The organism is Methylobacterium sp. UNC300MFChir4.1 (genome assembly GCF_900110155.1).
GTDB lineage: Bacteria > Pseudomonadota > Alphaproteobacteria > Rhizobiales > Beijerinckiaceae > Methylobacterium.
On sequence record NZ_FOCS01000005.1, the window covers coordinates 109,018 to 133,565 of the forward strand.

18 protein-coding genes and 2 pseudogenes are annotated in these 24,548 nt (G+C 69.3%); 6 read left to right on the plus strand and 14 right to left on the minus strand.

Annotated elements, in window-relative coordinates:
- Nucleotides 1-2: 2 nt before the first annotated feature.
- Nucleotides 3-1,217 (minus strand): efflux RND transporter periplasmic adaptor subunit, encoded by a 1,215-nt coding sequence (locus BMY19_RS09445; protein WP_244534871.1) that lies wholly within the window; start codon nt 1,215-1,217, stop codon nt 3-5.
- Between the two features lie 175 nt (nt 1,218-1,392).
- On the minus strand, nt 1,393-1,590 hold the full coding sequence (locus tag BMY19_RS09450) for a polyhydroxyalkanoate synthesis regulator DNA-binding domain-containing protein (protein ID WP_091675875.1): 198 nt from the start codon (nt 1,588-1,590) through the stop codon (nt 1,393-1,395).
- 246 nt (nt 1,591-1,836) lie between these two features.
- Here BMY19_RS09450 and BMY19_RS09455 point away from each other — a divergent pair, with 246 nt between their 5' ends.
- Both BMY19_RS09455 and BMY19_RS09460 read left to right on the plus strand, forming a co-directional pair.
- Nucleotides 1,837-2,514, plus strand: a complete 678-nt coding sequence (locus tag BMY19_RS09455; protein ID WP_020091096.1) for a response regulator transcription factor — start codon at nt 1,837-1,839, stop codon at nt 2,512-2,514.
- A complete protein-coding gene (locus BMY19_RS09460) occupies nt 2,507-3,925 on the plus strand; it encodes a HAMP domain-containing sensor histidine kinase (RefSeq protein WP_100251531.1) in 1,419 nt (472 codons plus the stop codon). The genes BMY19_RS09455 and BMY19_RS09460 overlap by 8 nt, the downstream gene beginning before the upstream one ends.
- Before the next feature lie 516 nt (nt 3,926-4,441).
- Here the strand turns inward: BMY19_RS09460 and BMY19_RS09470 are convergent.
- The gene (locus tag BMY19_RS09470) at nt 4,442-6,058 is read right to left on the minus strand and encodes an FAD-dependent oxidoreductase (protein ID WP_026604614.1); all 1,617 of its coding nucleotides are present in this window, start codon (nt 6,056-6,058) and stop codon (nt 4,442-4,444) included.
- A gap of 124 nt (nt 6,059-6,182) precedes the next feature.
- Between BMY19_RS09470 and BMY19_RS09475 the strand changes: the two are divergent.
- Nucleotides 6,183-6,572, plus strand: a pseudogene (locus BMY19_RS09475) (IS481 family transposase); the annotation flags it as partial.
- A 509-nt stretch (nt 6,573-7,081) separates the two neighbouring features.
- Here BMY19_RS09475 and BMY19_RS30845 read toward each other — a convergent pair.
- Together BMY19_RS30845 and BMY19_RS09480 are read right to left on the minus strand one after the other, a co-directional pair.
- Nucleotides 7,082-7,255 (minus strand): hypothetical protein, encoded by a 174-nt coding sequence (locus BMY19_RS30845; RefSeq protein ID WP_170862935.1) that lies wholly within the window; start codon nt 7,253-7,255, stop codon nt 7,082-7,084.
- A 79-nt stretch (nt 7,256-7,334) separates the two neighbouring features.
- Nucleotides 7,335-7,601, minus strand: coding sequence for a hypothetical protein (locus tag BMY19_RS09480; RefSeq protein WP_100251532.1), 267 nt, complete (start codon nt 7,599-7,601; stop codon nt 7,335-7,337).
- A gap of 984 nt (nt 7,602-8,585) precedes the next feature.
- Between BMY19_RS09480 and BMY19_RS09485 the strand changes: the two genes are divergently transcribed.
- Entirely contained in the window at nt 8,586-8,810 is a 225-nt protein-coding gene (locus BMY19_RS09485) for a hypothetical protein (RefSeq protein WP_020091090.1), read from the plus strand.
- Nucleotides 8,811-9,309: 499 nt separating this feature from the next.
- Here BMY19_RS09485 and BMY19_RS09490 read toward each other — a convergent pair.
- The 3 genes and pseudogenes from BMY19_RS09490 to BMY19_RS31615 all read right to left on the minus strand — a co-directional run bounded on the left by BMY19_RS09490 (nt 9,310) and on the right by BMY19_RS31615 (nt 15,072).
- Nucleotides 9,310-10,636, minus strand: a pseudogene (locus tag BMY19_RS09490) (HlyD family type I secretion periplasmic adaptor subunit).
- On the minus strand, nt 10,633-12,342 hold the full coding sequence (locus BMY19_RS09495) for a type I secretion system permease/ATPase (protein ID WP_244534872.1): 1,710 nt from the start codon (nt 12,340-12,342) through the stop codon (nt 10,633-10,635). The pseudogene BMY19_RS09490 and the gene BMY19_RS09495 overlap by 4 nt, the downstream one beginning before the upstream one ends.
- A gap of 120 nt (nt 12,343-12,462) precedes the next feature.
- Nucleotides 12,463-15,072, minus strand: coding sequence for a beta strand repeat-containing protein (locus BMY19_RS31615; RefSeq protein WP_280141614.1), 2,610 nt, complete (start codon nt 15,070-15,072; stop codon nt 12,463-12,465).
- Between the two features lie 483 nt (nt 15,073-15,555).
- On the opposite strand from BMY19_RS31615, the gene BMY19_RS31275 reads away from it, so the two are divergent.
- Nucleotides 15,556-16,152, plus strand: a complete 597-nt coding sequence (locus tag BMY19_RS31275; RefSeq protein ID WP_280141615.1) for a glycoside hydrolase family 16 protein — start codon at nt 15,556-15,558, stop codon at nt 16,150-16,152.
- The gene (locus tag BMY19_RS31620; RefSeq protein ID WP_280141616.1) at nt 16,049-16,837 is read left to right on the plus strand and encodes a family 16 glycosylhydrolase; all 789 of its coding nucleotides are present in this window, start codon (nt 16,049-16,051) and stop codon (nt 16,835-16,837) included. Before BMY19_RS31275 ends, BMY19_RS31620 begins: the two co-directional genes overlap by 104 nt.
- 202 nt (nt 16,838-17,039) lie before the next feature.
- Here BMY19_RS31620 and BMY19_RS09510 read toward each other — a convergent pair whose 3' ends face one another.
- The 6 genes from BMY19_RS09510 to BMY19_RS09535 all read right to left on the minus strand — a co-directional run bounded on the left by BMY19_RS09510 (nt 17,040) and on the right by BMY19_RS09535 (nt 24,548).
- Nucleotides 17,040-17,987, minus strand: a complete 948-nt coding sequence (locus BMY19_RS09510) for a hypothetical protein (protein ID WP_100251535.1) — start codon at nt 17,985-17,987, stop codon at nt 17,040-17,042.
- A 190-nt stretch (nt 17,988-18,177) separates the two neighbouring features.
- Nucleotides 18,178-21,366, minus strand: coding sequence for an efflux RND transporter permease subunit (locus BMY19_RS09515; RefSeq protein WP_020091083.1), 3,189 nt, complete (start codon nt 21,364-21,366; stop codon nt 18,178-18,180).
- Between the two features lie 131 nt (nt 21,367-21,497).
- The gene (locus BMY19_RS09520; RefSeq protein ID WP_244534883.1) at nt 21,498-22,670 is read right to left on the minus strand and encodes an efflux RND transporter periplasmic adaptor subunit; all 1,173 of its coding nucleotides are present in this window, start codon (nt 22,668-22,670) and stop codon (nt 21,498-21,500) included.
- A 65-nt stretch (nt 22,671-22,735) separates the two neighbouring features.
- Nucleotides 22,736-23,014: a hypothetical protein gene (locus BMY19_RS09525; RefSeq protein ID WP_244534873.1), complete on the minus strand. Its 279-nt coding sequence runs from the start codon at nt 23,012-23,014 to the stop codon at nt 22,736-22,738.
- Between the two features lie 567 nt (nt 23,015-23,581).
- On the minus strand, nt 23,582-23,857 hold the full coding sequence (locus tag BMY19_RS09530; protein WP_100251536.1) for a CsbD family protein: 276 nt from the start codon (nt 23,855-23,857) through the stop codon (nt 23,582-23,584).
- 175 nt (nt 23,858-24,032) lie between these two features.
- Nucleotides 24,033-24,548 (minus strand): hypothetical protein, encoded by a 516-nt coding sequence (locus tag BMY19_RS09535; protein ID WP_100251537.1) that lies wholly within the window; start codon nt 24,546-24,548, stop codon nt 24,033-24,035.

Here is a 24,548-nt window from a genome sequence, read left to right on the forward strand (position 1 = left end):
GCTCAATCCGTCGAGCCGAGAAGGCTGCGCAGCAGGATGGCCTTCAGGCCGAAGCTGCCCGCGGTCGCAACACTCTCACCCGCCGCCACGCCTCGGCGCACCTCCACCCAGTCGGTGCGCTGGATGCCCAGCGTCAGGGCCCGCCGCTCGAACCTGTCCGGGGCCGTGCGCACGAAGGCGATGGGGCCGGTGTCCGTCTGCTGCACGGCCGCCGCCGGGATGGTCACGCCGTCGCGACCGAGATCAGCCCCGACCGTCACCGAGACGAAAAGGTTGGCGCGCAGGAGATCCTGCGGGTTGTCGAGTTCGATCCGCGCCGGCGCCGTGTTCGTCGCCGGATCGAGGGCGGCGTTGACCGAGCGGACATGGCCCTCGAAGGGCGGATGGCCGGGCACCGAGCTCTCCACCGAGACCGCATCCCCGGCCTTCACGCGGGAGATGTCGGCCCCGTAGAGGTTCGCCAGCACGACGACACGGGTGGGATCGGCCACCGTGAAGGCGTCGCGCCCGGTATCGACGACCTCGCCCAGGGTGATGCCGACGCTCGTCACCACGCCGGCAATCGGCGTGACCACGGCGCTGGTGCCCGGCGCGGCGCCCTCGGCCGGTGCGAGGCGCTGGTACTGCGCCCGGTACATCTCCGCGTTCGCCTGCGCAGATTTCACCGCCGCCTGTGCCTTGGCGAGATCGACCTGCCGCCGCTCGACCTCGGCTTGCGCCACGCCCCCGAATTTCAGCTGCTCCAGCCCACGCTTCACCTGGAGCGTCGCCACCGCCTCGGAGGCCCGCGCCTCGCCGAGGGCGGCTTCAGCCGCCTGAAGCCCGTTGCGGGCGTCGAGGAGGCCGGCGGCATCGAGGGTCGCGAGCGTCTGCCCCGCCGTCACCCGGTCTCCGGGCTGGACGGCGAGGCTCAGTACACGTCCCTGCGTGCGCGGCTTGAGATGCGTCACCCGCCGCTCGTCGAAGGCGACGGTGCCCGGCGCCCGCACCGGGAGCACGATCCGGCGGGTCTCCGCCGTGCCGAAGGCCAAGCCGATCCGCGTCTGCCCCGCCCCGTCGAGGGTGACGAGATCGGGGTTCGCCGGGGTGTCGTCGGAACGGTCCGCCTTCGCCTCGGGGACCGCGGGCGGGGCGAGGCCAAGGCCGGCGAGGAGCGGGCCGCGATAGGTCCAGCCCGCGAAGGCCACGGCGGCCAGCACCGCCAGGATGAGCAGCACTCGCGGCGCGCGGCTCCGGCTCACAATCGGAGTCGGCGCGGAGGCATCCCCGCGCCCGAAGCCATCGGTCTCGGATGCCTCGGAGACCTCCGCGGGGCGCGCGGACGCTTCGGCGTTCAGCGACATGGACAGGCAGCTTGCCGACCGGTCGGGCCGGACGCTCCGCGGATGAGGTTCATGCGTCGAAGCCGGTGGGGAGCACCTCGTCGCTGACGAAGCGCCCGGTCTCGACCTCGCGGATCACAACCTCGAAGCCCTCGCCGCGCCATTCCCGCAGGCGTTCGACGGAGACATAGGTGCGGGTCTCGACGTCGTAGAGCCGGCTCTGGGCGTAACGGTTGATGAGGCGGCGGGGCCGCCGCTTCCGGGGCATGTGTGGACTCCCTCAGCGGTGGGGGATCGCGGCGGATGCGGGGAAGCGGCGTAGTAGGAACAACATCGGAGGAGCCCGCTGAGGATCGCGCCCAGCCGAACAGGGCCCGAGGTGCGCGCTAGAGTCATTCTAATAAATTGGACGAAGCCGATGGGGCGCCACTAAATTCTGGTTCACAGTCGCTTCCTCGCGCAGACCGCAGGGCCGACATGCGACACACTGGCAACGCGGGAGGACCGGGTTCACGTGGCGAGGCTGCTGCTGATCGAGGACGACGGAGACACGGCCGGGGACGTGCGCGACGACCTGCGCGGGCGCGGCCACGAGGTCGCCTGGGCCGCGACCGGGCCGGACGGCGCTCGCTCGGCGCGGCAGGGCGGCTGGGATGCGATCATCCTCGACCGGATGCTGCCCGGCCAGGACGGGCTCGGCGTGCTGCAGGACCTGCGCCGGGACGGGGACCGGACACCGGCCCTCGTCCTGAGCGCGCTCGGCGACGTCGACGAGCGCATCCGCGGCCTCCGGGCCGGTGGCGACGACTACCTCGCCAAGCCCTTCGCGCTCGGCGAACTCGCCGCACGGATCGAGGCGCTGCTCCGCCGCCCGGTCGACACCCGCGAGACGCTGCTGCGGGTCGGAAGCCTGGAGATCGATCTCATCGCCGGGACGGGCCGGCGCGGCGCGCGCGACCTCGACCTCCTGCCTCGGGAACTCAAGCTCCTCGCCTATCTGATGCGCGCGCCCGGTCGGATCGTCACACGGGCGATGCTGTTCGAGGAGGTCTGGAACTACCGCTTTACCCCGAAATCGAACCTCATCGACGTCCATCTCGGCCGCCTGCGCCGCAAGCTTGAGGCGGCCGGGGAGGCGCCCCTGATCCAGAACGTCCGCGGCGTCGGTTTCACCCTCACGCCCGATGACTGACCTCCTGCGCTCGACCACCCTGCGGTGGGCGGTGGGGATCGCCCTGTGGTCGGTGCTTCTCGCCCTGACGATGTTCGCCTTCATCTACTGGCAGACGGCCTCCTACCTGCGGGAGGAACTCGCCGAGACCCTGCGGCTGGAAGTCCGCGCGGCCGCGGCCGACCCCGCCGCCACGGCGTTGCGGGTCGACACCTGGACCGCCATGGACCCGCATGCCCGGCACTATGGCGGCTACTTCGCTCCGGACGGCGTCCGGCGCGCGGGTAACCTCGATGCGATGCCGAAGGGGCTGCCGCGGGACGGGGATGCCTACCGGGTGAACGCCACGGTGGAGGTCGGGGGCCGCAGCCTCGCCGACGAGATCTGGGCCGCGGCCCTGGCGCTGCCCGGCGGCGGCACGGTGGTGATCGCCCACGACACCGACGACATCGACCGGGTGCGGGTCACGACGCTGCGGGCGCTCGGCCTCGGGCTACTGCCGATGCTGGCGCTCTCCGGGATCGGCGGCCTCGTCCTCGCCCGCCGGGGCCGCAGGCGGTTCGCCGCCACCGAGGTGGCGCTCGCCGAGGTGATGCGCGGCAACCTCGGCAAGCGCCTGCCGGTCGGAGGCCGGGGCGATGAGTTCGACCGCCTTGCCGCCAACGTGAACCGCATGCTCGACGAGATCGAGCAACTGATGGGCGAAGTCCGCAGCGTCGGCGATGCCGTCGCCCACGACCTGCGGACGCCGTTGACCCGCCTGCGGGCCCGGCTGGAACGCAGCCGGGCGCAGGCGCGAACGGTGGCGGAATTGCACGAGGCGATCGATCAGGGCCTCGCCTGGATCGACCAGACACTCGCGATGGTGACGGCCGTGCTTCGGATCGGCGCGATGGAGGAGGGCCGCCGGACCGCCTTCGCGCCGGTCGATCTCGGGGAGGTCGCCGCTGCGGCGGTCGACTTCTTCGAGCCCGAGGCTGAAGAGAGGGGCGTCCGGCTCGTCCTGTCGGCGGTGGGGCCTTTCACCGTCCACGGCGACCGGGACCTCTGCTTCGAGGCCCTGTCGAACCTCATCGACAACGCCGTGAAGTTCACGCCCCCCAGAGGGACCGTCCGGGTCGGGGTCGCCTGGACCGGCCAAGCGATCGAGGTGGCCGTGGAGGATACCGGCCCAGGCCTGCCGGCGAGCGAGCACGAGAAGGTCTTCCGCCGCTTCTACCGCGCCGAGATGTCCCGCCAGACCCCCGGCAACGGCCTTGGCCTCAGCCTGGTCGCCGCCATCGCCAAGATTCACGCCGCAAGCGTGAGTGTTCGCACGTCGGAAAAGGGTGGTTGCCGTTTCGCGATGACGTTCCCGAATTTGACCATCGAAGACCGCACGTCTTCTACTTATTGGACAGCTTCGAGAAAAGGTCCGCTTGTCAATTCTTGAATGAATTTCTGGCCCTACCCGCTAAATGATCTGCCAATGGGCTCGCGTATCAAGAAGCGTCGCGGCACGTCTGCTTCCATGACTATACCAGTCGAAAGCAGGCCGTTTCAGATCCACCCATCTTGGACGTTCAGAAGAGTGCGTCGTGGTGGTGACCTGGCCGGTCACTAGGTCGAGCGGGGCGCGTTCGTGCCGGTCCTGCAGAGCTTCGCCACTGAGCGCTCTGTGTTCACGGCGCTGTCGCCGGAGAGCCGACGCGGCGATCCAAACGTGAAGGCTTTCCCGGCATTCCTCGGTGGTATGCTCCCATCCCCGACACCTTGGGACAAGATGTTCGAAGGTGCGGCGAGGGCGTGAGCGGTCCCCGTGGAGATGTCCGCTTCGGGACATCCGCCGGTCGGAAGCAGGCGGGCAGGAAGCCACCCGAAACAGTCTGGCAGATAGTCAGCAGAGCTTCCCAGAAACGGCCGTTCGTCGATCCGGCGCTTCGATCGTGCGCGTCCCGGGCGGCGAACTCTACGACCGAACGTGCTCCCACACCTTGGAGATGACGACCGATCCCTCGCCGACCGAGGCTGCGACCCGCTTGACGGAGCTGGCGCGGACGTCGCCGACCGCGAAGATTCCCGGATGCGACGTCGCGTAAGGCGAATGCGCGCCGATCGCGTCTCCGGTCAGGACGAAGCCGTGTCCATCGAGCTCGACGAGCCCCGAGAGCCAGCCGGTATTGGGGGCGGCGCCCACCATGACGAACACGGCGCAGGTCGAGATCCTGCGCGTCGCTCCGTCGGCGCCGGTGCGGATCGTCACCGCGTCGAGATGGTCGTCGCCGTGCAGGTCGGTGACTTCGGCCCCGTACTCGATCGTGATCGCCGGGTCTGCCTCGAGCCGGCTCGACAGGTACCTCGACATGGAGGTGGCGAGCGATTGCCCGCGCACCAGGAGGCGAACGTGTCGCGCTGAGCGGCTGAGATACATCGCAGCTTGGCCCGCCGAGTTGCCGCCGCCAATAATGATTGCCTCGGCATTCCGGCAGTAGCGCGCCTCGATCTCCGTCGCAGCGTAGTAGATGCCGGCGCCCTCGAACGCTTCGAGGCGGTCGATCGGCAACCTTCGGTACTGGACGCCGGTCGCGACGACGACGGCCTGTCCCCGAACGCGCCGGCCGTTGTCAAACGTCGCACAGAACGATCCGTCTTCGAGCCGCTCCAACTTCGCCACCCGTCGCGGCATCGCGAAGCGAGTGCCAAACTTCATCGCCTGGATCTCGCCGCGCCAGACGAGGTCGGCGCCCGAGATCCCGGTCGGGAAGCCCATGTAGTTCTCGATCCGGCTCGATGTGCCGGCCTGACCGCCGATCGCCACATCCTCGATGACCAACGCGCGCAGCCCCTCTGCACCCGCATAGACGCCCGCTGCCACCCCGGCCGGCCCGCCGCCCACGATGAGGACGTCGAAGGCCTCGTCGTCGACGAGGTTGTAGTCGAGGCCGAGCAGCCGCGCGACCTTGGCGGGCGTCGGCTCGGTCACGACCACGTCCCGGCCGAAGATGACCGCCGGTCGGTTTGCCGAGATCGAGCAGGCCGTTGCGACGCTTGCCGCCTCCGGGCTGCCCAACGGATAGGTCCTGTAGGGAAGCCGGTTGCGGCTCGCGAACTCGGCGATCCGCCGTACGCTCCGGTCGTCGTCCTCGCCGATGAGCACGAGCGTGCCGTCGTGCGAGTCGAGCTGCCGCCGCCGCCGTGCGGCGAGGACTGTGATGATGATGTCCGACATCTCCGGGATCTCGGACATCAGTCGCAGCATCTCGGGGCGCGGCACCTCGGTGACGACCGTATCTGCACTCGCCCGCATGGGCATCGACCAAACGCCGCCGTTCAGGAACGAGATTTCGCCCATGAACTGGGTCGGACCGAGGGTGGATGGGAGATGGCGCTCGTCCGTGAAGGGATTCACGACTTCGATCTCGCCGGCCTCGACATACACGAAGCGATCGGCTGGCTCACCGGCACGGACGAGAAAGGCGCCTGCGGAGTAGTGCTTCTCGGCCCCGATCGCCCGCAATGCGGCGACATGCGATGCAGCGAGGGGTATGCGCTGCATCTCCCGCAGGTCACGGCCGATCGTTTCCAAGGGTCGCTCCCGTCCTAGGCCATCCGCTGCAGCGCAGCATCGATGGCTCGGCCGCTACAGGCAAGACCCTCGATGTTTGATCCCGCGGTGTGGTGGGACGGTCGACCGTCATGCTGCGAGGGATGCCCCGACGACAGTCCAGAAGTGGCGAACGCGGCAGACGACAGGTGATGCCGCTATGGGGCCGAAGCAGCCCCGTTCGACGGTTCTGACCCCAGAGGCGGAGGTCATCATCGTCGCCTTCCGCCGGCATACCCTGCTGCCGCTGGACGACTGCCTCTACGGCCTACAGCCCACGATCCCGCACCTGACCCGCTCGTCGCTGCGCCGCTGCCTGGAGCGGCACGGCATCAGTCGCCTACCGGAAGGAAGGCGACAAGCCCGAGAAGAAGCGCTTCGCCGATCATCCCATGGCTACATGCACATCGATATCGCCGAGGTCAGGACAGAAGAAGGCAAACTTGACCTGTTTGTGGCCATCGACCGAACCTCGAAGCTGGCTTTCGCCAAACTGGAAGCAGAAGCGAACCGCTACACGGCATCGGACGTCCTGCGCGCGCTGGCGAGACGGAGGGACATGGGTTGCCGCTGCGAAAGCGCAGCGATCCTGCTACCCTGCGCACAGCCGTCGCCGCTCGGTGGCGCACCTCAGCGCGAGGCAAGTCGACCATGACTGGCGCGGCGATCAGGTGGCTCGTTGTCGCGCTCGCGGGCTTCGTGAGCACCGAAGCTGTCGCGCGGCGTTCTCGAGCGAGCAGCCCCGCCCCGCGCGGCGCGACTGCGTTCTCCCCCTCCGCTTTCCCGCGGCCGCCCAATACCGCGCCGCGGCCCCCCGGCGACGGGATCATCCACTGGAACACGCCGAACAAGGACGGCAATCTCGGCGGCCCCGGAACAGGGGGAGGGGGCGGCGGTGGAGGCTGACCCCGCTCAGCTTCGCCATCGGGCGCCCGCGGTCCCGCACTCCGTCGCGGAAGGGGCGTCTCGGGAGCAGTGGCGTCAACCCTCAGGCAGGGACGCCTGTCAGACCGCACTCAGGCCCATCAGCACGACGGCCATTTGCCAGCCGACCACCAGCATCGCGGCGATCCACACCACCGTCGCCACGCCGCCTGCGACCATGATCATCGCGAGGAAGCGATCCATCCAGGGACGCATGGATTGATCCTGAACCGACACTGTCTCGATGTGAGCCATGATTCACCGTCGCATCAGCCTACCGAAGCGATGTCCGCAAGCTTGGTTCCTGCGGCGGAGCACATAGCCCGCCCGCCAGTCAGGCATACAGGAGGTAGAGCACGGTCGCCGGAGCGATCACGACATTGGCTGCGCCGAGGCACACGAGAATCGTCACGGCTGTCGCATGGAGGTTCGGCCTGTCCTTGAACATCCATTCCGCAGGGAATGCGAGTACTGTGATCGGCAGCATGCAGAGGACGATCGAGATCCACAGCAGTGCGCCCGGCACGAAAATGAGGAGACCGAGCCGGCTTCTGGGCAACCACTCCGTCCGTTGATCGCGTGCAAGGATGGCTTCCGACATCTGACGCGCCGCCCCCTCTTCCAGATGGCTAATGCAACTAAAAGTGGTATATGTCGGATTAGCGTCACCTCAACGGGAAATCCCCCGGCGCCTCGGGTTCGGATTACGCAGAACCTGAGCAGCACCCGCCGTTGGGTTGCCCACCTGCCGATGGGCCTGTGAACACAGCAGGATGGCGGCGCCCGACAGGGTGACCGGTAACGCGTTCTAGCCTCAGCGGCGGCGAGCGACCCTCGCCGCGACCCAATGTGAGGCGGGCGCGGGTCTCAGCAGCGCGTCTCCGGCCTCGAACCTCGCCACCTCATGGTCCGTGCCGCCCCCGGACCTGCTCTGAAGCGGGTTGTGGACCTCCTCAACACGGAGAAGCCCGATACCCGAAGACCGAAGACACGGAAGACCCGCGGAGGCCGCCTACGCTGCTGGGCGCGAGGCCCGCGTCGGTGCTGAGCGGCAGAACGCTCCTTCAGCCTGTTCCGAGATGCGGCAGGGCTTGGCTGACGTCCCGGCGGTCGGCCTCTCGCGAAGGACCGCGATGAGGGCGATGTCGCGAAGCGGGAGACCGGAATCCGAGCGCTCCGGCCGGCGCACGTCGATCCTGCCAGCCTCATGCAACAATCGGAGCAATCCTGGCGACATCCAGCTTGACCATAAGGCCGCCTCGGAACAGCCGAGCTGACGGGGCCACGATGACCAAGCCGATCACCCTGACGAACCGTCTCGTCGACGCCGTCGTGACGGCCGCCATGGCGTTCAGTCTCGTCGTGCACGCCCAGGTCATGATCCTGCCGCCGCACTTCGTGTGACGGACGATCGAACGTGGAGGATGCCGAATTGTCTCACCCGCTGTCGCGCGCGTGAGAAGGGGCCGTCGGCCCCGGCTCGGCAGTGCCGAGCAGCTGATCCCTCGCGAACCCAGCAGTTTGCCACATTGAACCATCACCGTTTCATGCACGTATGCGTTGTATATGGAACTTGGAGGTTGTGATGCAGGCATCCGAATGCTGCATCATCCGGGTATCTATCGCCGCGAGCCTCGGCTGGCTCATCGCGATTACCCTGATGTGGAAGCATGGCGTGCTGGCCGCGCTGATCGTCAGCCCCTTGTTCGGGACCGCGGCGGCGATCGCCGCCATGACCCTGTTCTGGTTCGTGAGCCTGTTCGTCTCCTGCGAACCCATCGGGCCGCGGGCGTCTGACACCAACCGGTAGCAGGATCGGAGAAGGTCGCAGCGTCGAGCCATGTGCACCGGGATCGGCACGGCGCCGGCCGGCGCCCGATCGGAGCCGGGCGCGTCGGGGCGTGTCAGGTCCGCATCCTGCGAGGAGCAGGCGCAGCTGCTAAGACGTGGCCATGAAGCGGAGACCGCCTGACCGACTCACGACGATCGCGATCCTCGCGGTCACCGCCGCGCTCGCAGCCGTGCTCGTTGTGAGGCTTCGTGACCCCACGCCTCCGCACCGTGGCCCCCTGCCCAGTGCGTCTGCCGCCAGGCGATGAAGCTCCACAGCCCGCGTTGAACAAATGCAGCGGGTGGAAGCGGAATGGCTTCTCGCATGCGCGCCGCCCGCGAAGGCGGACGTGCGTTGGCCGGTGCTTCCCCGTGCTCGGACCGGCTTTTCGCCGAGCGCGACACAGTCGGTCCTGTAGGGATCGGCTCCGCGATCTCCGCAGGTTCCGTGACCGTCCATGCGGGCGACCGGGCGGATCTCACTTCTCCCGGAACGCCCGCCGGGCTTGATCGACGAGCGGCTTGGTGAGGTAGGACAGCACCGTTCGATCTGCCGTGCGGATGAAGGCCTCCACGGGCATGCCGGGCATCAACTTGGCCCCGTCCAGTCGCTTCATCTCCTCCTTCGTCACGCCCAGGCGAACGAGGTAGTAGAAGCTGCCGGTCCGCTTGTCCTCGCTCACATCCGCCGCGATCCGGGTCACGCGCGCGTTGAGTTCGGGTGTCGTCCGCTGGTCGAAGCTCGGGAAGCGCAACCCCGCGGCCTGACCGGTCTGCAACCGGTCGATGTCCTGCGGCGCCACACGAACCTCCGCGACGAGGGAATCCGCGGTCGGCACGATCAGCATGATCGGCTCGCCCGGGGAGATCACACCGCCGCGGGTGTGGACCGCGAGTTCGTGCACGTAGCCGGTCTGCGGCGCGCGGATCTCGATGCGCTGCAGCTGGTCGAAGGCCGTGATCCGCTGCTCGGTCAGCGTCGCCGCCTTGGCGCGGTTCTCGGCCAGCTCCTTCGCGACGTCGCTGCGGAGATTCTGCTCGAGCTGGATGATCTGCAGCTCGGTCTCCGAGACCTTGCCCTTGGTCTGCGCGATGTTGGCGACGAGGACGCCGCGCTCGCCTTTCAGGCGGGACATGTCGCGCTGGAGGCTCGTGAGCCGGGTCAGCTGGATGAGGTTCTTCCGCCAGAGATCCTCGACACCCTCGTACTCCCGCCCGATGATCGCGGTCTCCTGCTCCTTCGCGGCGGCCTGCTCGGACAGGCCTTTGATCTCCTCGTTCAGCTGCCCGACCCGCTCGCGGAGCTGCGCCTTCTGGCCCTGGAGCGCGTCCTGTCGGAAGCGGAACAGCTTGCGCTCGCCGTCGACGATCCGGGCCACATCCGGTCCGGCTCCCTCGAGCTCGGGGGCGATGGCGAGGCTCGCGCGGCCGTCGCGTTCGGCCTCCAGCCGGGCGTTGCGCGCCGCGATCTCCCACAGGCTCTTGGTGACGCTGTCGTAGGTGGCCTTGGCGGTGGTCGCGTCCAGGCGGACCAGCAGGTCGCCCGCCTGGACGCGCGCCCTCCTGAACCGGCAGTTCGGCGACGACGCCGCCGGTCGGATGCTGGACCTTCTTGATGTTGCTCTCGACCACCAGCGAGCCCGTGGCGATGATGGCGCCGGACAATTCCGTCGCCGCCGTCCAGGCCCCCGCGCCCGTGGCGACCACGATCACGGCGGCGACGCCGGCGACGTGCCGCCGCAAGGAGCGGCGCGTCTCGTAAGTCGGATCCGTAGCCGGCCCGTCAGGCGTGCGATCCGTCGTCATGCGACCCTCGTGGGCGTCTGCCGCGTCAGGGCGTTCAGCTTCGACAGAACTTCGTCGCGCGGGCCGTGCAGCTGCACGCGCCCGTCCCCGAGGACCAGGATGCGATCGACCGCCGCCAGGGCGCTCGGCCGGTGCGCGATCACCACGACGATGCCGCCGCGAGCGCGCACGCCCTGCACGGCGGCGGACAGGGCGCGATCGCCGTCGACGTCGAGATTCGAGTTCGGCTCGTCGAGGACCACGAGGAACGGATCGCCGTACAGCGCCCGCGCGAGCGCGATCCGCTGCCGCTGACCCCCGGAGAGGCCCAGGCCGCCGGTACCAACGCGGGCGTCGTAGCCGCCCGGCAGCCGGAGCACGACCTCGTGCACGCCGGCGGCCCGGGCAGCCGCCAGCAGGGCCTCGGGGTTGGGCTCGGGATCGAAGCGCGTGATGTTCTCGGTGATCGTGCCGTCGAACATCTCGATGTCCTGCGGCAGGTAGCCGACCGCGCGCCCGAGGGCATCGGGATCCCACTGATCGATCGCCGCGCCGTCGAGGCGGATCACGCCGCGGTTCGGGCGCGCCAGCCCGACGAGGGCACGGGCGAAGGTGGACTTGCCGGAGCCGCTGGCTCCGATCACGCCGAGGGCGCTTCCGGGCGCGAGGGCGACGTTGACGTCGTGGAGCACCAGGGTGTCGGTCCCGGGCGCCGCGATCGACAGGGCCGTCACGCGCACGCTCTCCCGCGGCGCCGGGAGCGGCGTGAGGGCGGCGGGCTCCCGCCGGGGCAGGAACGCGACGAGGCGGCCCCAGGCCTGCCGGGCGCCCGAGAACGACTTCCAGTTGGCGATCGCCAGGTCGACCGGCGCGAGGGCGCGCGCGGACAGGATCGTGGCGGCCAGCATCACGCCGGCCGTCGCCTCCTCGCGGACCACGAGGAAGGCGCCCAGGCCGAGGATGCCGGATTGCAGCACCGTGCGCAGCAGGCGCGCCGTCGTGCCGAAGCCGATGGCCAGGTCGTTCCCGTACGCCGCGACGTCGAGGTTCCGCCGGGCCCGGACCTGCCAGAGCTCCGCGATGCGGGACCGCATCCCGAGCGCCGAGAGCAGCGGTGCCGTCCGGTGCGCCATGTCGGTGAAGGACCGGCGCTCACCGGCCGTTCGGACGGCCTCCTGGGTGGACGCGGACGAGGCCCAGTCCGTGAGGATCGTCAGCACGCACAGGAACAGGGCACCCCCGGCCACCGCCGCGCCGAGCCAGGGATGGAACAGGAAGCAGACCGCGACGTAGAGCGGCACCCAGGGCAGGTCGAAGAAGGCGCTGACCGCCATGCTCGACACGAAGCCGCGGACGGTGTCGAGATCGCGCAGGGCCTGGGGCCCGTCATCGCTGCGCGGCATCTCGGCGCCGCGGACCAGCAGGGTCCGGAAGATCCGCGGACCGAGGCGCTCGTCGACGAGGCGCGCGAAGCGCGCCAGGATCCGGGCACGGAAGATCTCGAAGACGCTCTGGATCACGAGCAGCATCAGCGTGATGCCGGCGAGACCGACGAGTGTCGCGATGCTCCGGCTCGGCAGCACCCGGTCGTAGACCTGCAGCATGAAGATCGGGGCCGTGAGCATCAGCAGATTGATCAGACCGCTGACGATCATCACGGTGATCAGGCACGTGCGCCCGGCCCTGACGGCGGACCAGAACTCGCGCCGCTTCGCGACACGCAACACGCGTTCATCGGTCACAGGTCGATCCCTCGGCTTGGCACGTCAGCGGAGCGGTTCGAGCCGAAGCGGGTCGGGCCCCGGCGTCGCTGAAGCCCCCGTCGCGTCGGCGGCGGGGGCCGCGTTTCACAGGCCGAGCAGGTGCAGGCCGCTCGTGGCCGTGTGGGGAGTCGGGTCCGTGTGCTGGACCTCGGTGTGGCCGCCGAGATCGATCGTGACGACGCCGAGATCGACGCTCACGCCCTGGGCGGCGCCCACCTCGGCCGGCGCGGCGGAGGTTCCCGACACCGCGTCCACGAGGTGGCCGACGAGGGAGTCGGCACCGCCGCCCGTCTGCGGCAGGTGGATGCTGTCGCCGCTGAGCAGGTTCGCCGTGGCCAGACTCGGCTGATCGGCGCTCACCGCGACCGCGCTCACGTCGACGGTGTGGGCCGGATCGGCGGCGGGCGTGAGCACGGCGACGTCCGCCACCGGCGTCGGGGTCGTCGGGCCCGCCGACACGTCGATCAACGGGTGGGTCTCGGCTCCCGGCTCGCCCGACGTGCCGCCGGTGAGCGTGCCGAGCAGGTTGCCGACGGCGCTCCCTGCCCCACCGGTCTCGCCCCCGCCCAGGACCGTGGTCACGGTCGCGACGACGCCGTCGACCGGGGAGCCCGCCTGATGGCCGTCCCCGCCGGCCGCGGGAAGGATCCCCGCCACCGAGCCCACGACGCCGCCGGCCGCCTCCGTCACGGACCCGAGATCGCTCGCGACCTGCGCCACCGCGGGGCCTCCGTCGCCGTTCAGGACCGCGCCCGGCAGGTTGACGACATCGGTCACGAGGTTGCTCGACCCGCCGAGCTCCCCCAGGCCGACCGTGGTTCCGAGATTGATCACGGCGTGGAGCGGATCGTTCAGGACCGGCACATCGTGGCCGACCTGTTCCAGGGCCGCATGGACGCCGTCGATCAGCGTGTTGGCGACGTCTCCGACCGGCTGCAGCGGCGCGTTCGTCCCGAGCAGCGCGCCGGCCGCGCCGGAACCCGGGCCTCCGTTCAGGCCGCCCAGGAGACCGTCGAGGGCTCCGGCACCCTGATCCCCCGTCAAGCCGCCGAGGGCGGAGGTGACCGGCGCCAGTAGACCGCCGCCCGGCAGGCCGGATCCGAGACCGCCGCCGGCCGAGTCGAGGAGGCCGGTCGCCGAGCCGACGACGCCGCCCAGCGCGCCCGCCACGTGCCCGAGGTCGTCGACGACCTGCGCCACGCCTCCGGGCGCGTTCCCGGTCAGGATCGCGCCGGGCAGGTTGATGGTGTCGGTGAGCAGGTTGTGGCTGTCGCCGAGTTCCCCCAGTCCGACCGTGTTGCCCAGCGCGATCACCGCGTGGAGCGGGTCGTTGAGGAGCGGCACGTCGTGTCCGACCTGCTCCAGCGCCCCGTGGACGGTGTCGATCAGCGTGTTGGCGACAGCGCCCACCGGCTGCAGCGGCGCGTTCGGCCCGAGCAGGGTGCCGGTTCCGTCCGGAGCGCCGCCGGTCACGGTGCCGAGCAGGCCATCCACCGCGGCGGTGACGGGGGTGAGGAGACTGCCCGCGCCCGGCGCGCCCGCTCCCCCCAGGTCGCCGACGATGCCGGTGACGCCGCCGAGCAGTCCGCCGGCCGCACCGGCCACCGCGCCGACATCGCCGAGGATCGGGGACAATGCGCTGAGCCCCTGGCCGCCCAGCAGGGCACCGGGCAGGGCCGCGGCGTCGGTCAGCAGGTTTCCGCCCTCGCCCAGATGGCCGAGTCCGAGGGTCTCGCCCAGATTGGTCAGGCCGTGGACAGCGCCGTTCAGCAGCGGGACCTCGTGCCCGAGATTCTCGAGGGTCATGTGGACGTCGAGGACGGCGGTGTTCGCGAGGTTCGCGACCGGGGCGAGAAGGCCGCCCGACGCGAGCAGCCCGCCGGCCGTCGCGGCCCCGGTGACGGAGGTGATCAGCGTGTCGGTCGCTCCGAGGACGGAACCGAGATCCGCGAGGACCGGCGTGGCCGAGCTGAGGCCGCCGCCATTGAGGAGCGATCCCGGCACGGCGAGCGTGTCGGTCAGGAGATTGCCCGCCTCGCCGATGCGACCGAGGCCGACCGTCTCGCCGAGGCCGGTGAGGGCGTGGATCGGGGCGTTGAGCACCGGGACCTGATGGCCGACATCCTCCAGCGTCGTGTGCAGGTCGAGGACGGCTTGGTTGAGAATCCCCACCGCCGGCGCGAGCGTGCCGCCGGAGCCGACAAGGCCGTTGCCGGCCACGAGCGGGGCCGTGACAGTATTCAGCAAGGTTCCGGCAGCCTCGGCGACCTGCCCGGCATCGTTCAACACCGGGACGACGCTGCCGGCATCGGTCGGGTTGGCGACCGCGCCGGTCAGGTCCGTGATCAGGTTGCCGGCCTCGCCGATATGACCGAGCCCGACCGTCTCGCCGAGATTGGTCAGACCGTGGAGCGGGCCGTTCAGCGCCGCGACCTGATGACCCGCGTTCTCGAGCTGCGCATGGGTGTCGAGGACGATCTGGTTCGCGGTATCGGCCAGCGCGCCGGGAAGCAGTGATCCGCCCTCGTCCGCCGCACCGACGTCGACGGCACTCTCGATGAGCGAGGTAATCGGACCGAGACTCGTCAATTGGCCGGTCGACAGTGCGGTGGAGGACAGTAGCGCGCTGGACCCGACCAGCCACTCAAGCGAGCGTGACGACGGGTTGAGCGCGGCGAGAGGGGACGACGACATGGGCACCTCCGGTTTTGATGCGTAACCGGCAGTACAATTATGGGTTGCAGACCCGAGCGTCGGTAAAGAATACCGAGCCGGCGCCCTGCCGTTGCTGCGTGCGGCCGGTCACGACACCGCCGAGGGAGGAGGTCCAACCGCGTCGCGCTTCGGTCGCAGACAGCAATATGCGTCGCCGAAATGACGTGCTCGACTATCATTTGTATTAGTGTTGCGTATATAAAATCAGCCAGAATGGCAATGTTCGTTGTAATCCTAAAATATCGGAGGATGAAGGGAATATAATTTCAAATATTCGCTGTCGATCGGCTCCTCCGTATCGATCTGCTCGGATCGACGGCGGCATCCCGCGCGTCGTGCCATCGACCAGACGGTGCCCGGCAATCATCGTCGGAACCCAGGCGCCCTGTTTTCCGATGCAGCTTATGATTGTATCGTGCGGCGCGGCCACTTCAGTGCGTGGCACGAATGGGCAGGTGATCCGTGGCCATTGATCCGAGGAATCTCGCCCAGACGGCGACACTCACCTACAGCCAGGACTTCGACACGCTGCCGCTCTGGGACGGCACTTCGGGTCTCGACACGTCCGGCGGCCCGCAGTGGAGCATCCACGTCACGTCGACCGGGACGCGGCCCTTCAATCAGGAGCAGCAATGGTATGTCCGCGCCGATCAACCCGACGGCAGCGCGCTCCCGAACCCGTTCCGCGTCCACGACGGCATCCTCACCATCACAGCCGCGCCGTCGGATCCGTCTCTGATCCAGGACCTGGGGGATCAGCCCTACACGTCGGGAATGGTCAATACCTTCCACAGTTTCAGCCAGACCTACGGCTATTTCGAGATGCGGGCCGAACTGCCCGCCGGTCAGGGCTTCTGGCCGGCGTTCTGGCTGCTACCGGCGGACGGTTCCTGGCCGCCCGAGATCGACGTGATGGAGATGCTCGGGCACGCTCCCCGGCACGCTCTACACCACGGTGCACAGCCTGGCGCCCGGCCAGACACCCGGCAACCACACGATGAGCCAGGGGATCTCCGCAGTCGCCGACATGAGCGGCGGCTACCACACCTACGGCGTTGACTGGCAACCGGACACGCTGACCTTCTACTTCGACGGACAGGAGATCTATCGTACGCCGACGCCGGCCGGTCTGGACAAGCCCATGTACATGATCGCGAATCTCGCCGTCGGCGGCTCTTGGCCGGGCGACGCCGACGCGTCGACGCCATTTCCCGCGCAGATGAATATTGACTACATGCGGGCTTATCAGGCCAGTCCGGGCGCCGCGGCGCTTGAGCCGGTTTTTCACTTCTACGACGCCGCCTCAGGACGGCATTTCTACACGGCAAGCGCTGGAGAACGCGCGCAGCTTGAGAGCACCCCGTCGGGCTACGCCTATCAGGGCGTCGGCTGGGCCGCGCCAGTGTCATCGTCTGCCACGGCTGACGTCTTTCGATTCACCAACCCGACGACCGGCGACCACTTCTACACGACCAGCACCGCGGAGCGTGACGGGCTTCTCTCGGACGGTTCCGGCTACAACTATGACGGTGTTGCGTTCGACGCCTACGCGAGTTCGACCGCCGCGGGATCGCATGCGTTGACCGTCGAGCGGTTCGTCAACACCGAGAGCGGACGGCACTACTACGCTTCCAGCGCCGATGAGATCAGCTACATCGAGCAAGGTCACGCCGGAAGCGGCTGGATTGATGAGGGTCATGCCTTCACGTTGCATGCTCCGACTGCGAACATGTTCGGCATGTAATAGTCCTTCCGGAAGACCGGCTCCGGGGCAGCCAGTCCCACTTCTCGTCGCGACCGGGCCGCTTCAGCCGACATCCACGGCAGGCTCACCGCCCGTCGGCATGGGCGGTTCGGTCCCTCGACTGCTCCACCAGGGTCGCGTTCTCGGCGCCTGTCCGCCCACCCTGAGGCTCGCAGGCCGCGGTGCGGCGACAGGGCCGCGATCAGAAGCTGTACCCGACGCGCAACCGCATCTGATGGCGGTCGAAGCTCGACAGGTCGAGCGGGCCGGGCTCGCCCGTCGCCTGCCCGGCGACCTGGAAGCTCCAGGTGAACGAGGCCCAGGCCTGGGGTGACAGGGTCATGTAGGCGGTCGGTCCGAGATACACGGCCTCGCCCGCGAACCGGTCGAGCGCCAAGCCGTCGTAGGTCCGGGCATAGCGTGCCTCGCCGCCGAGGAAGAGGCCGGGCCGGACGCAGTAGGCCAGCGCCCCCGCCACCTCGATCCCCGATCCGCGCACGCGCGCGTCCATCACGGTCAGCCGCGTCGTCGAGAGCGCGAAGCCGACATTGACGGCGGCGATCAGCTTGCCGGGGATGATCTCGCGATCCGCCAGCAGGCCGATCTCGGTGGCGAAGCTGCGCGCCGGCACGCCCGTCCCGCTGTCGACGGTTCCGTAGCCCGGCACGATGTTGAGGGTCAGGCCGAAGGGGGCCGTCCGGCGATCCATCAGGCGCACCCGGGTCTCGAGGAAGCCGCCGTTGAAGCCGCCCGTGGTCCGGGCCGGGGTGCCCGGCGCGCCGATGTCGTAGGCGTTGAAGGTGACGCCCGGGGCCAGGCGGAAATCGTTGGTCAGCGGCACCTTCAGGGCCAGGGAACTGTCCACGGTCAGGAAGCGGGCGACGCGCCGGCCGAGTCGCCCGCTCGTCTCCCATTCCAGCTCCGCCTCCCCGGGAACGCCGAGGTCGCTCCCCTCGGTGAAGCCGAACAGATGCTCGCTGTCGAGGTCGCCCGGCGTCAGGTTCTCGGCGGCTGTGGGCAGGGACTGGGCCAGTGCCGGCCCGAGCGCTGCGGCCACCCAGAGCCCCGCGGCCAACCCGAGCGCCGCGGCGAGGCCGCACAGGACCGATCCTAGAGCCGAGAGGCGACGCGGAGCGCCGGTGTGCGTCATAGCCCTGACCCATCATTATAGCTAATGCTATATCTAATAGGGTGGGCGATGTAAGGCCGTCAACGGTCGAGCATGCCGGACGCGTGGTCTCCGGAGGTCCGGTCGCGGATCCGGCGCCGCGCGTCGGAGGGAACGGCGTCGCGCGGTGACGGCGGCGCGGGGCGGAACCGCGCCGCGTCCGCGCTCCGGCTCACGCCGGTCCGGTCTCGGGGGTTGTCCCGGCCGGGGGCGGGGACGCGACAGGCCCGGGCTGCCCCCGGCGCGCGCGGCGCTCCTCGATCCGCTGCAGGATCACGTAGAAGGACGGCACGAACAGCACCGCCAGGCAGGTCGAGGCGAGCATGCCGCTGAACACCGTGATGCCGATCGACTTGCGCGCCGCGGCCCCGGCCCCGGAGGCGGTGACGAGCGGCAGCACGCCGAGGATGAAGGCGAACGAGGTCATCAGGATCGGGCGGAAGCGCAGCCGCGCCGCCTCCACGGCGGCGGCCGCGATGTCGAGTCCGGCCTGCCGCTTCTCGCGGGCGACCTCGACGATCAGGATGGCGTTCTTGCTCGCCAGCGCGATCAGCAGGATCAGGCCGATCTGCGTGTAGAGGTTGTTGGCGACGCCGAGCAGCAGCAGCGCCCCGACCGTGCCCAGCAGCGCCAGCGGCACGCCGAGCAGGACCGCCAGCGGCAGGATCCAGCTCTCGTACTGGCCGGCCAGGACCAGGTAGACGAGGAGGATGGCCAGCGCGAACACGAGGTAGATCTGCGCGCCGACCGCCTTCTCCTGGTACGACATCGCCGTCCAGTCGTAGCCCGTGCCCGGCGGCAGCACCTTGGCGGCGATCTGCTGCATCAGGTCCAGCGCCTGCCCGGAGCTGAAGCCCGGCGCCGCCCCGCCCACGATCGTCGCCGTCGGGTAGAGGTTGTACAGGCTGATCAGGGACGGGCCCTGCACGGACTTGATCTCCACGACGGTGCCGAGCGGCACCATCACGCCGTTGCCGGCGCGCACCTTCAGGTTCTCGACGTCCTCGGGGCGGAGCCGGTAATCGGGCGCGGCCTGCACGTAGACCTGGAAGGTCCGGCCGAACTTGTTGAACTGCGTGACGTAGGACGACCCGACGTAGCTCGAGAGGGTCGAGAAGACCTGCCCGACCGTCACGCCGAGGGCCTCAGCCTTGACCCGGTCCACCGCGATCGCGATCTGCGGCACGCCGGCCCGGAACGAGGTGTTGAGCTTCCGCAGCCCGGATTGCGAGTTCCCGTCGGCGACGACCGTCCGGGCGAGGCTCTCCAGCAGGGGGTAGTCGAAGTCGCCGTTGCGCAGCTCGATCTGCATGGTGAAGCCGCTGGCGTTGCCGATGCCCTGGATCGGCGGCGGGATCAGCACGAAGGTCTCGGCGTCCTCGACGCCCGCCAGCATCGTGTTGAAGCGCTCGTAGAGGCTGCGCAGATCCTGGCCCCTCTCCTTGGCCCGGACATCCCAGTTCTTGAGAACCACGTAGGCGACGCCGGCATTGGGCAGGCTGGCGCTCGAATCGAGGACCGAGATCCCGCTGATCGAGAGCACGTTGTCGACGCCCGGCGTCGCCTTCGCCTGGACGCTGATCCGCTGCATCACCGCGTCGGTGCGCTCCTTCGAGGCCCCGTCCGGCAGCTGTGCGCCGATCAGGACGTAGCCCTGGTCCTCGGTGGGCAGGAAGGCGGTCGGCAGGCGGGTCAGCCCCCATCCGGCGAGCCCGATCAGCAGGAGCGCCACGGCGACCATGAGGCGGCTGCGCCGGACCATGGTGGCGATCAGCCGGGCGTACCAGCCCTCGAGGACCCCGTAGACGCGGTTGAAGCCGCGGTAGAACACGTTCCGCTTCTCCGGCGGCACCGGCTTGCGCAGCCACAGGGCGCACTGGGTCGGCTTCAGGGTGGCGGCATTGATCGCGCTGATCAGCGCAGTGGCGGCGATCACCAGGGCGAACTGCTTGTAGAGCTGCCCGGTCAGGCCGGGCAGGAACGCGGCCGGCACGAACACCGACATGAGCACCAGGGTGATGCCGATGATCGGGCCGAACAGCTCCTCCATCGCCTTCTCGGCCGCCGCCCGGGGCGAGAGGCCCTCGTCGATGTGGTGGGAGACCCCCTCGACGATCACGATGGCGTCGTCCACCACGATGCCGATGGCCAGCACGATCGCGAACAGCGTCGAGAGGTTCACGCTGAAGCCCATCGCCGCCATGGCGGCGAAGGCGCCGATGATCGTCACCGGCACCGTCGTCGCCGGCACCAGCATGGCGCGCCAGTCCTGGACGAAGACCAGGATGACGATCAGGACCAGGACGGCCGCCTCGAACAGCGTCATGTAGACCTCGTGGATCGAGGCCTGCACGAACTCCGTCGTGTCGAACGGGATGGCGTAGACGAGGCCCGACGGGAAGGTCTTCGCGAGCTCGGCCATCCGAGTGCGGACCGCGTTCGCCACCGTCAACGCGTTCGCCTCGGGCAGCTGGTAGATGCCGATGCCGGCGGCGGGCTGCCCGTTCAGCGTGAACGACTGGCTGTAGGTCTGCGCGCCGAGCTCGACGCGGCCGACGTCGCGCAAGCGGGTGATGCGGCCGCCGTCCTGCGCGTCCGCCTTGACGACGATGTTCTCGAAGTCCGGGGCGCTGTTGAGCCGCCCGTTGACGTTGAGCGTGTACTGGAAGTCCTGGCCGGCCGGGACCGGCGGCATCCCCACGGCGCCCGCGGTGACCTCCTGGCTCTGCTGCTGCACGATGTTGATGATGGCGTCGGGGGTGAGGCCCCGGGCCTGCACCAGGTCGGGATCCAGCCAGATCCGCATCGCGTACTGGCCGGCGCCGAAGACCGTGACGTTGCCGACGCCGGGCAGCCGGGCCAGCTCGTTCTGCACGTTGATGACGCCGTAATTCGACAGGAACAGGCTGTCGAACTTCCCGTCGCTGGCCGACAGTGTGACGAATTGCAGGACCGCGGTGGATTTCTTCTGGGTCGTGACGCCCTGGACCTGGACCGCCTGCGGCAGCGACGACATCGCGATCGCGACCCGGTTCTGCACCAGCACCTGGGCCTGATCGCCGTCCGTCCCGATCGCGAAGGTGACCGTGAGGGTGTAGGTGCCGTCGCTCGCGCTGGTCGACTGCATGTAGAGCATGCCCTCGACGCCGTTGACCTGCTGCTCGATCGGGAGCGCCACCGTGTCGACCACCGTGCGGGCGCTCGCACCCGGGTAGCGGGTGGTGACCTGGACCGTCGGCGGCACGACGTTGGGATACTGCGACACCGGCAGGTTGAAGAGCGACACCGCGCCGATCAGCACCATGACCAGGGCCAGCACGTTGGCCAGGACCGGCCGCTCGATGAAGAAGCGCGAGATCATGCCGTTGGCCCTCGGTGCCGGCGTCTCAGGGGCGGCCCGCCGCCAGGGCGGGACGCGGGGTGGCGGAGATCACTGTCCGATCGTCGGGCGTGTCGGCCTCGTCGGCAGCGCCGGGACTTCCGGACGACGGCTCACCGCGGGAGTGGCGCCGGGTCGGGCAAGGCTTCGGCCACCGCCACCTTCTGGGGCGCGACCTTCGCCCCTGGGATTGCCCGCTGGATGCCGTCCGTGACGACCCAGTCGCCGGGTGCGAGCCCGGTCTCGATCACCCGGTAGCGCCCGTCCCGGGGCCCGAGCGTCACCACCCGCTGCGAGACCGTGTCGTCGGCGCCGACCGTGAGCACGTAGCTGCCCTGCTGGTTCGTCCCGATGGCGTCGTCGCGCACCAGCAGGGCCTTGTCCTGGCGCCCGACCGGGACCCGGACCCGAACGAACAGGCCCGGGAGGAGCGCGTGGTCGCCGTTCTCGATGAGCGCCCGCGCCATCAGCGTGCCGGTGGACGGGTCGACCTGCGGCGCGAGGTAGTCGAGCTTGCCGGCATGCGGATAGCCGGTCTCGGTCTGCAGGCCGATCTCCACGGGGATCCTGGATAGGTCGCCCAGCGTCCGATGCGTCGCGAGCAGGTGCTCCTTGACCAGCAGCACCTGCTGCTCGCTGATGTTGAAGTAGACGTAGAGCGGATCGATGCGCACGAGCTGCGCCAGCTTGGTCGGTCCGCTGATGCCGACGAGCGCCCCGACATCCGCGAGGTGGTTGGTGACCACGCCGTCGAACGGTGCGGAGACCTGCGTGTAGCCGAGATTGATGGCGGCGATGTCGAGGTTGGCCTGCGCCTCCATGACGGCGGCGCTGGCTTGGTCCTGCTTGGTCTTCGCGTCCTCGACGCGCGCCTGCGAGGCGAATTCCTGCCGGCCCAGCGTGGACTGGCGCTGATACTCGGACTGGGCATTCGCCAGGGCGGCCTGCTGCGCCGCCAGGGCGCCCTGCGCCTGCTTGAGCTGCGCCTCGTAGGTGTTGCGTTGGATCGAGAAGAGCGGCGTGCCCTTCTTCACGACGGCGCCGTCCTTGTAGGTGATCGCCTCTAGGAAGCCCTGGACCCGTGCCTCGAGCTCGACGGCCGCGAACGCCTTGGTGTTGCCGGTGAGTTCGAAGTAGCGCGTGACCGTGCGCACGAGCGGTTGCGCGACCGAGACGCTGGGCGGCGGCGGCGGGACGTACTGGTTCGCATCGCGGCAACCGGCGGCGAGTCCCGCGATGGCCGCCAGGGCGAGGAGACGGAGGGATCCGGGAAGCTGCAGCACGATCGGCACGGTCGACCCTCAACCTGAGAGCGTTACGGGACGGTCTTCGGTCTCGGTCCTGACGCGCACTACTGATCGTCCTCGGCCTTGGCTTCCCGGGCGAGGGTCAGGCACTCCAGCAGATCGACGTAGCTGGGCAGGCCGTCGAGCTGGGCCTCCGCCGCGCAGCGCGTCCGATCGACCGCCGGGAAGCTGGACCACTTCTTCGCCACCTCGGCACGGGCCGACCCCTCGTCCTGGAGGCAGAGCTTCTGCCGAACAGGATCGAGGGTCATCGCCGTCGTCGCCGCCCGACAGCTGCCGCGAACGTCGAAGACCGGCATCTTGTCCGAGACCGGCGTCGTCAACGCCAGCTCCAACAGCAAGGCGGGGACAGCAAACATCATGATCCGCACACCCGCGCGTCGCGTCGACCGGACGGTCCGGTCGATCCTTGTTCTGGCGGCCCCGCACGGTTGCCGTGCCCTGCAGCAATACAGGTTCGATACTCAAGACCGGCCCGATTCGGTCGCCTATCCTGTATCGATAGCATATGTCGCGGTTAAGTTGTTGCAACAAAAATCGTTATCAACCACGGCGCACTACCTAAAGCGGCGGCGTCCGGCAGAGCGGCCGTATGATTTCTGTGATGTCTGCCAAGTGAGTAAGATAGAATGAAAAATTGGAATGTTTGCTAAAATAATGAGAGCTTTCCAGCGTAATAGGTCGATTGAGCGAGTACGCAGGGCAACTGTACGATCGCTCGGGCCGCGGGCGCCGGCGCCAGCCTGGCGCTGTCCGTCGCGCCCGGCGCGGCCAGTGGCTCCGGCTCCGGGACAGGCCGAGGCGCTGACGGTGTCCGTCATGCCGGCCGGCGAGACCGTTTCGATCGGTGCGGCGGGCCCCGGCCGCGCCGCGGCCGGGGCCCCACCCGCCTACTTGTCGAGGGCGTTCTCGACGGCGTCCTTGGCCTTGCCGCGCTCCTGCTGGGCCTGGCCCCGGAGCTTCTGGTCGCGCCCCTCGGCTTTCAGCGCCTCGTCGTCCGTCAGGTTGCCGACGCCGCGCTTGGCGCCGCCGACCGTCTCGTTGGCGAGGCCCTTGAGCCGGTCGACCGCGCCCGCCGTCGTCGGCGTGTCGTCGGCCAGCGCCGGGCCTGCGAGGGCGAGACCGAGGAGGGCGCCACGAAGCGCCGTCTTGCGGGTGCTGCTCATCCGGTTCTCCCGAGAGGTTCGAGGGAGCGCGGTCTGACCGACCGTCCGCGCCGGCGCAATGACGCACACGTACCGGATCGCCGGACCGGCAACCGGTACGGCACCGGTCCGCCGGTTCGGGCGTGTCCCGTGACGCGGACGGCCCTGCGCGGCCGAGATCCCGGCGCGGGGCCGGTCAGGCGGCGGTCCGGAACGCCGCGCGCCCGTTGCGGAGGATCGAGATCAGCGCGCCGGCGAGGCCGGCCAGGATCACCCCGTCGATCGCCAGGAGGGTGATCGCCCGGTTCCACAGCCGGTCGAGGCCGAGATCGGTGGTGACGGATTCGGGATGCGCAGGGTCGGCCATCACCCCGATCGTCCAGTCGCCCGCGTGCAGGCCGGTGAACACGTAGTTCACCCGGCGGGTCACACTGCCCGCGGGCGTCCGCAGCGAGAGCGTCGCGTCGCAGATGTGGAACACGAGCTTGGTGCTGCACTTGCCGTCGCTCACGCGGGCGTTCGGGACGGGCCGGGCGGCCTCGCGGACCTGCCAGTCCGAGATCAGCACGGGCGCCGTGTAGACGGCGCTGGCTGCCAGGAGGCCGCCGAACAGCACGAAGCCGAACAGCACGCCCAGGATGACGGTCCAGCTCGCGCGGTCGGGCGGCAGGCGCAGGGTCTCGGCGGTCTCGGGCTTCGCGGGCGATCCCAT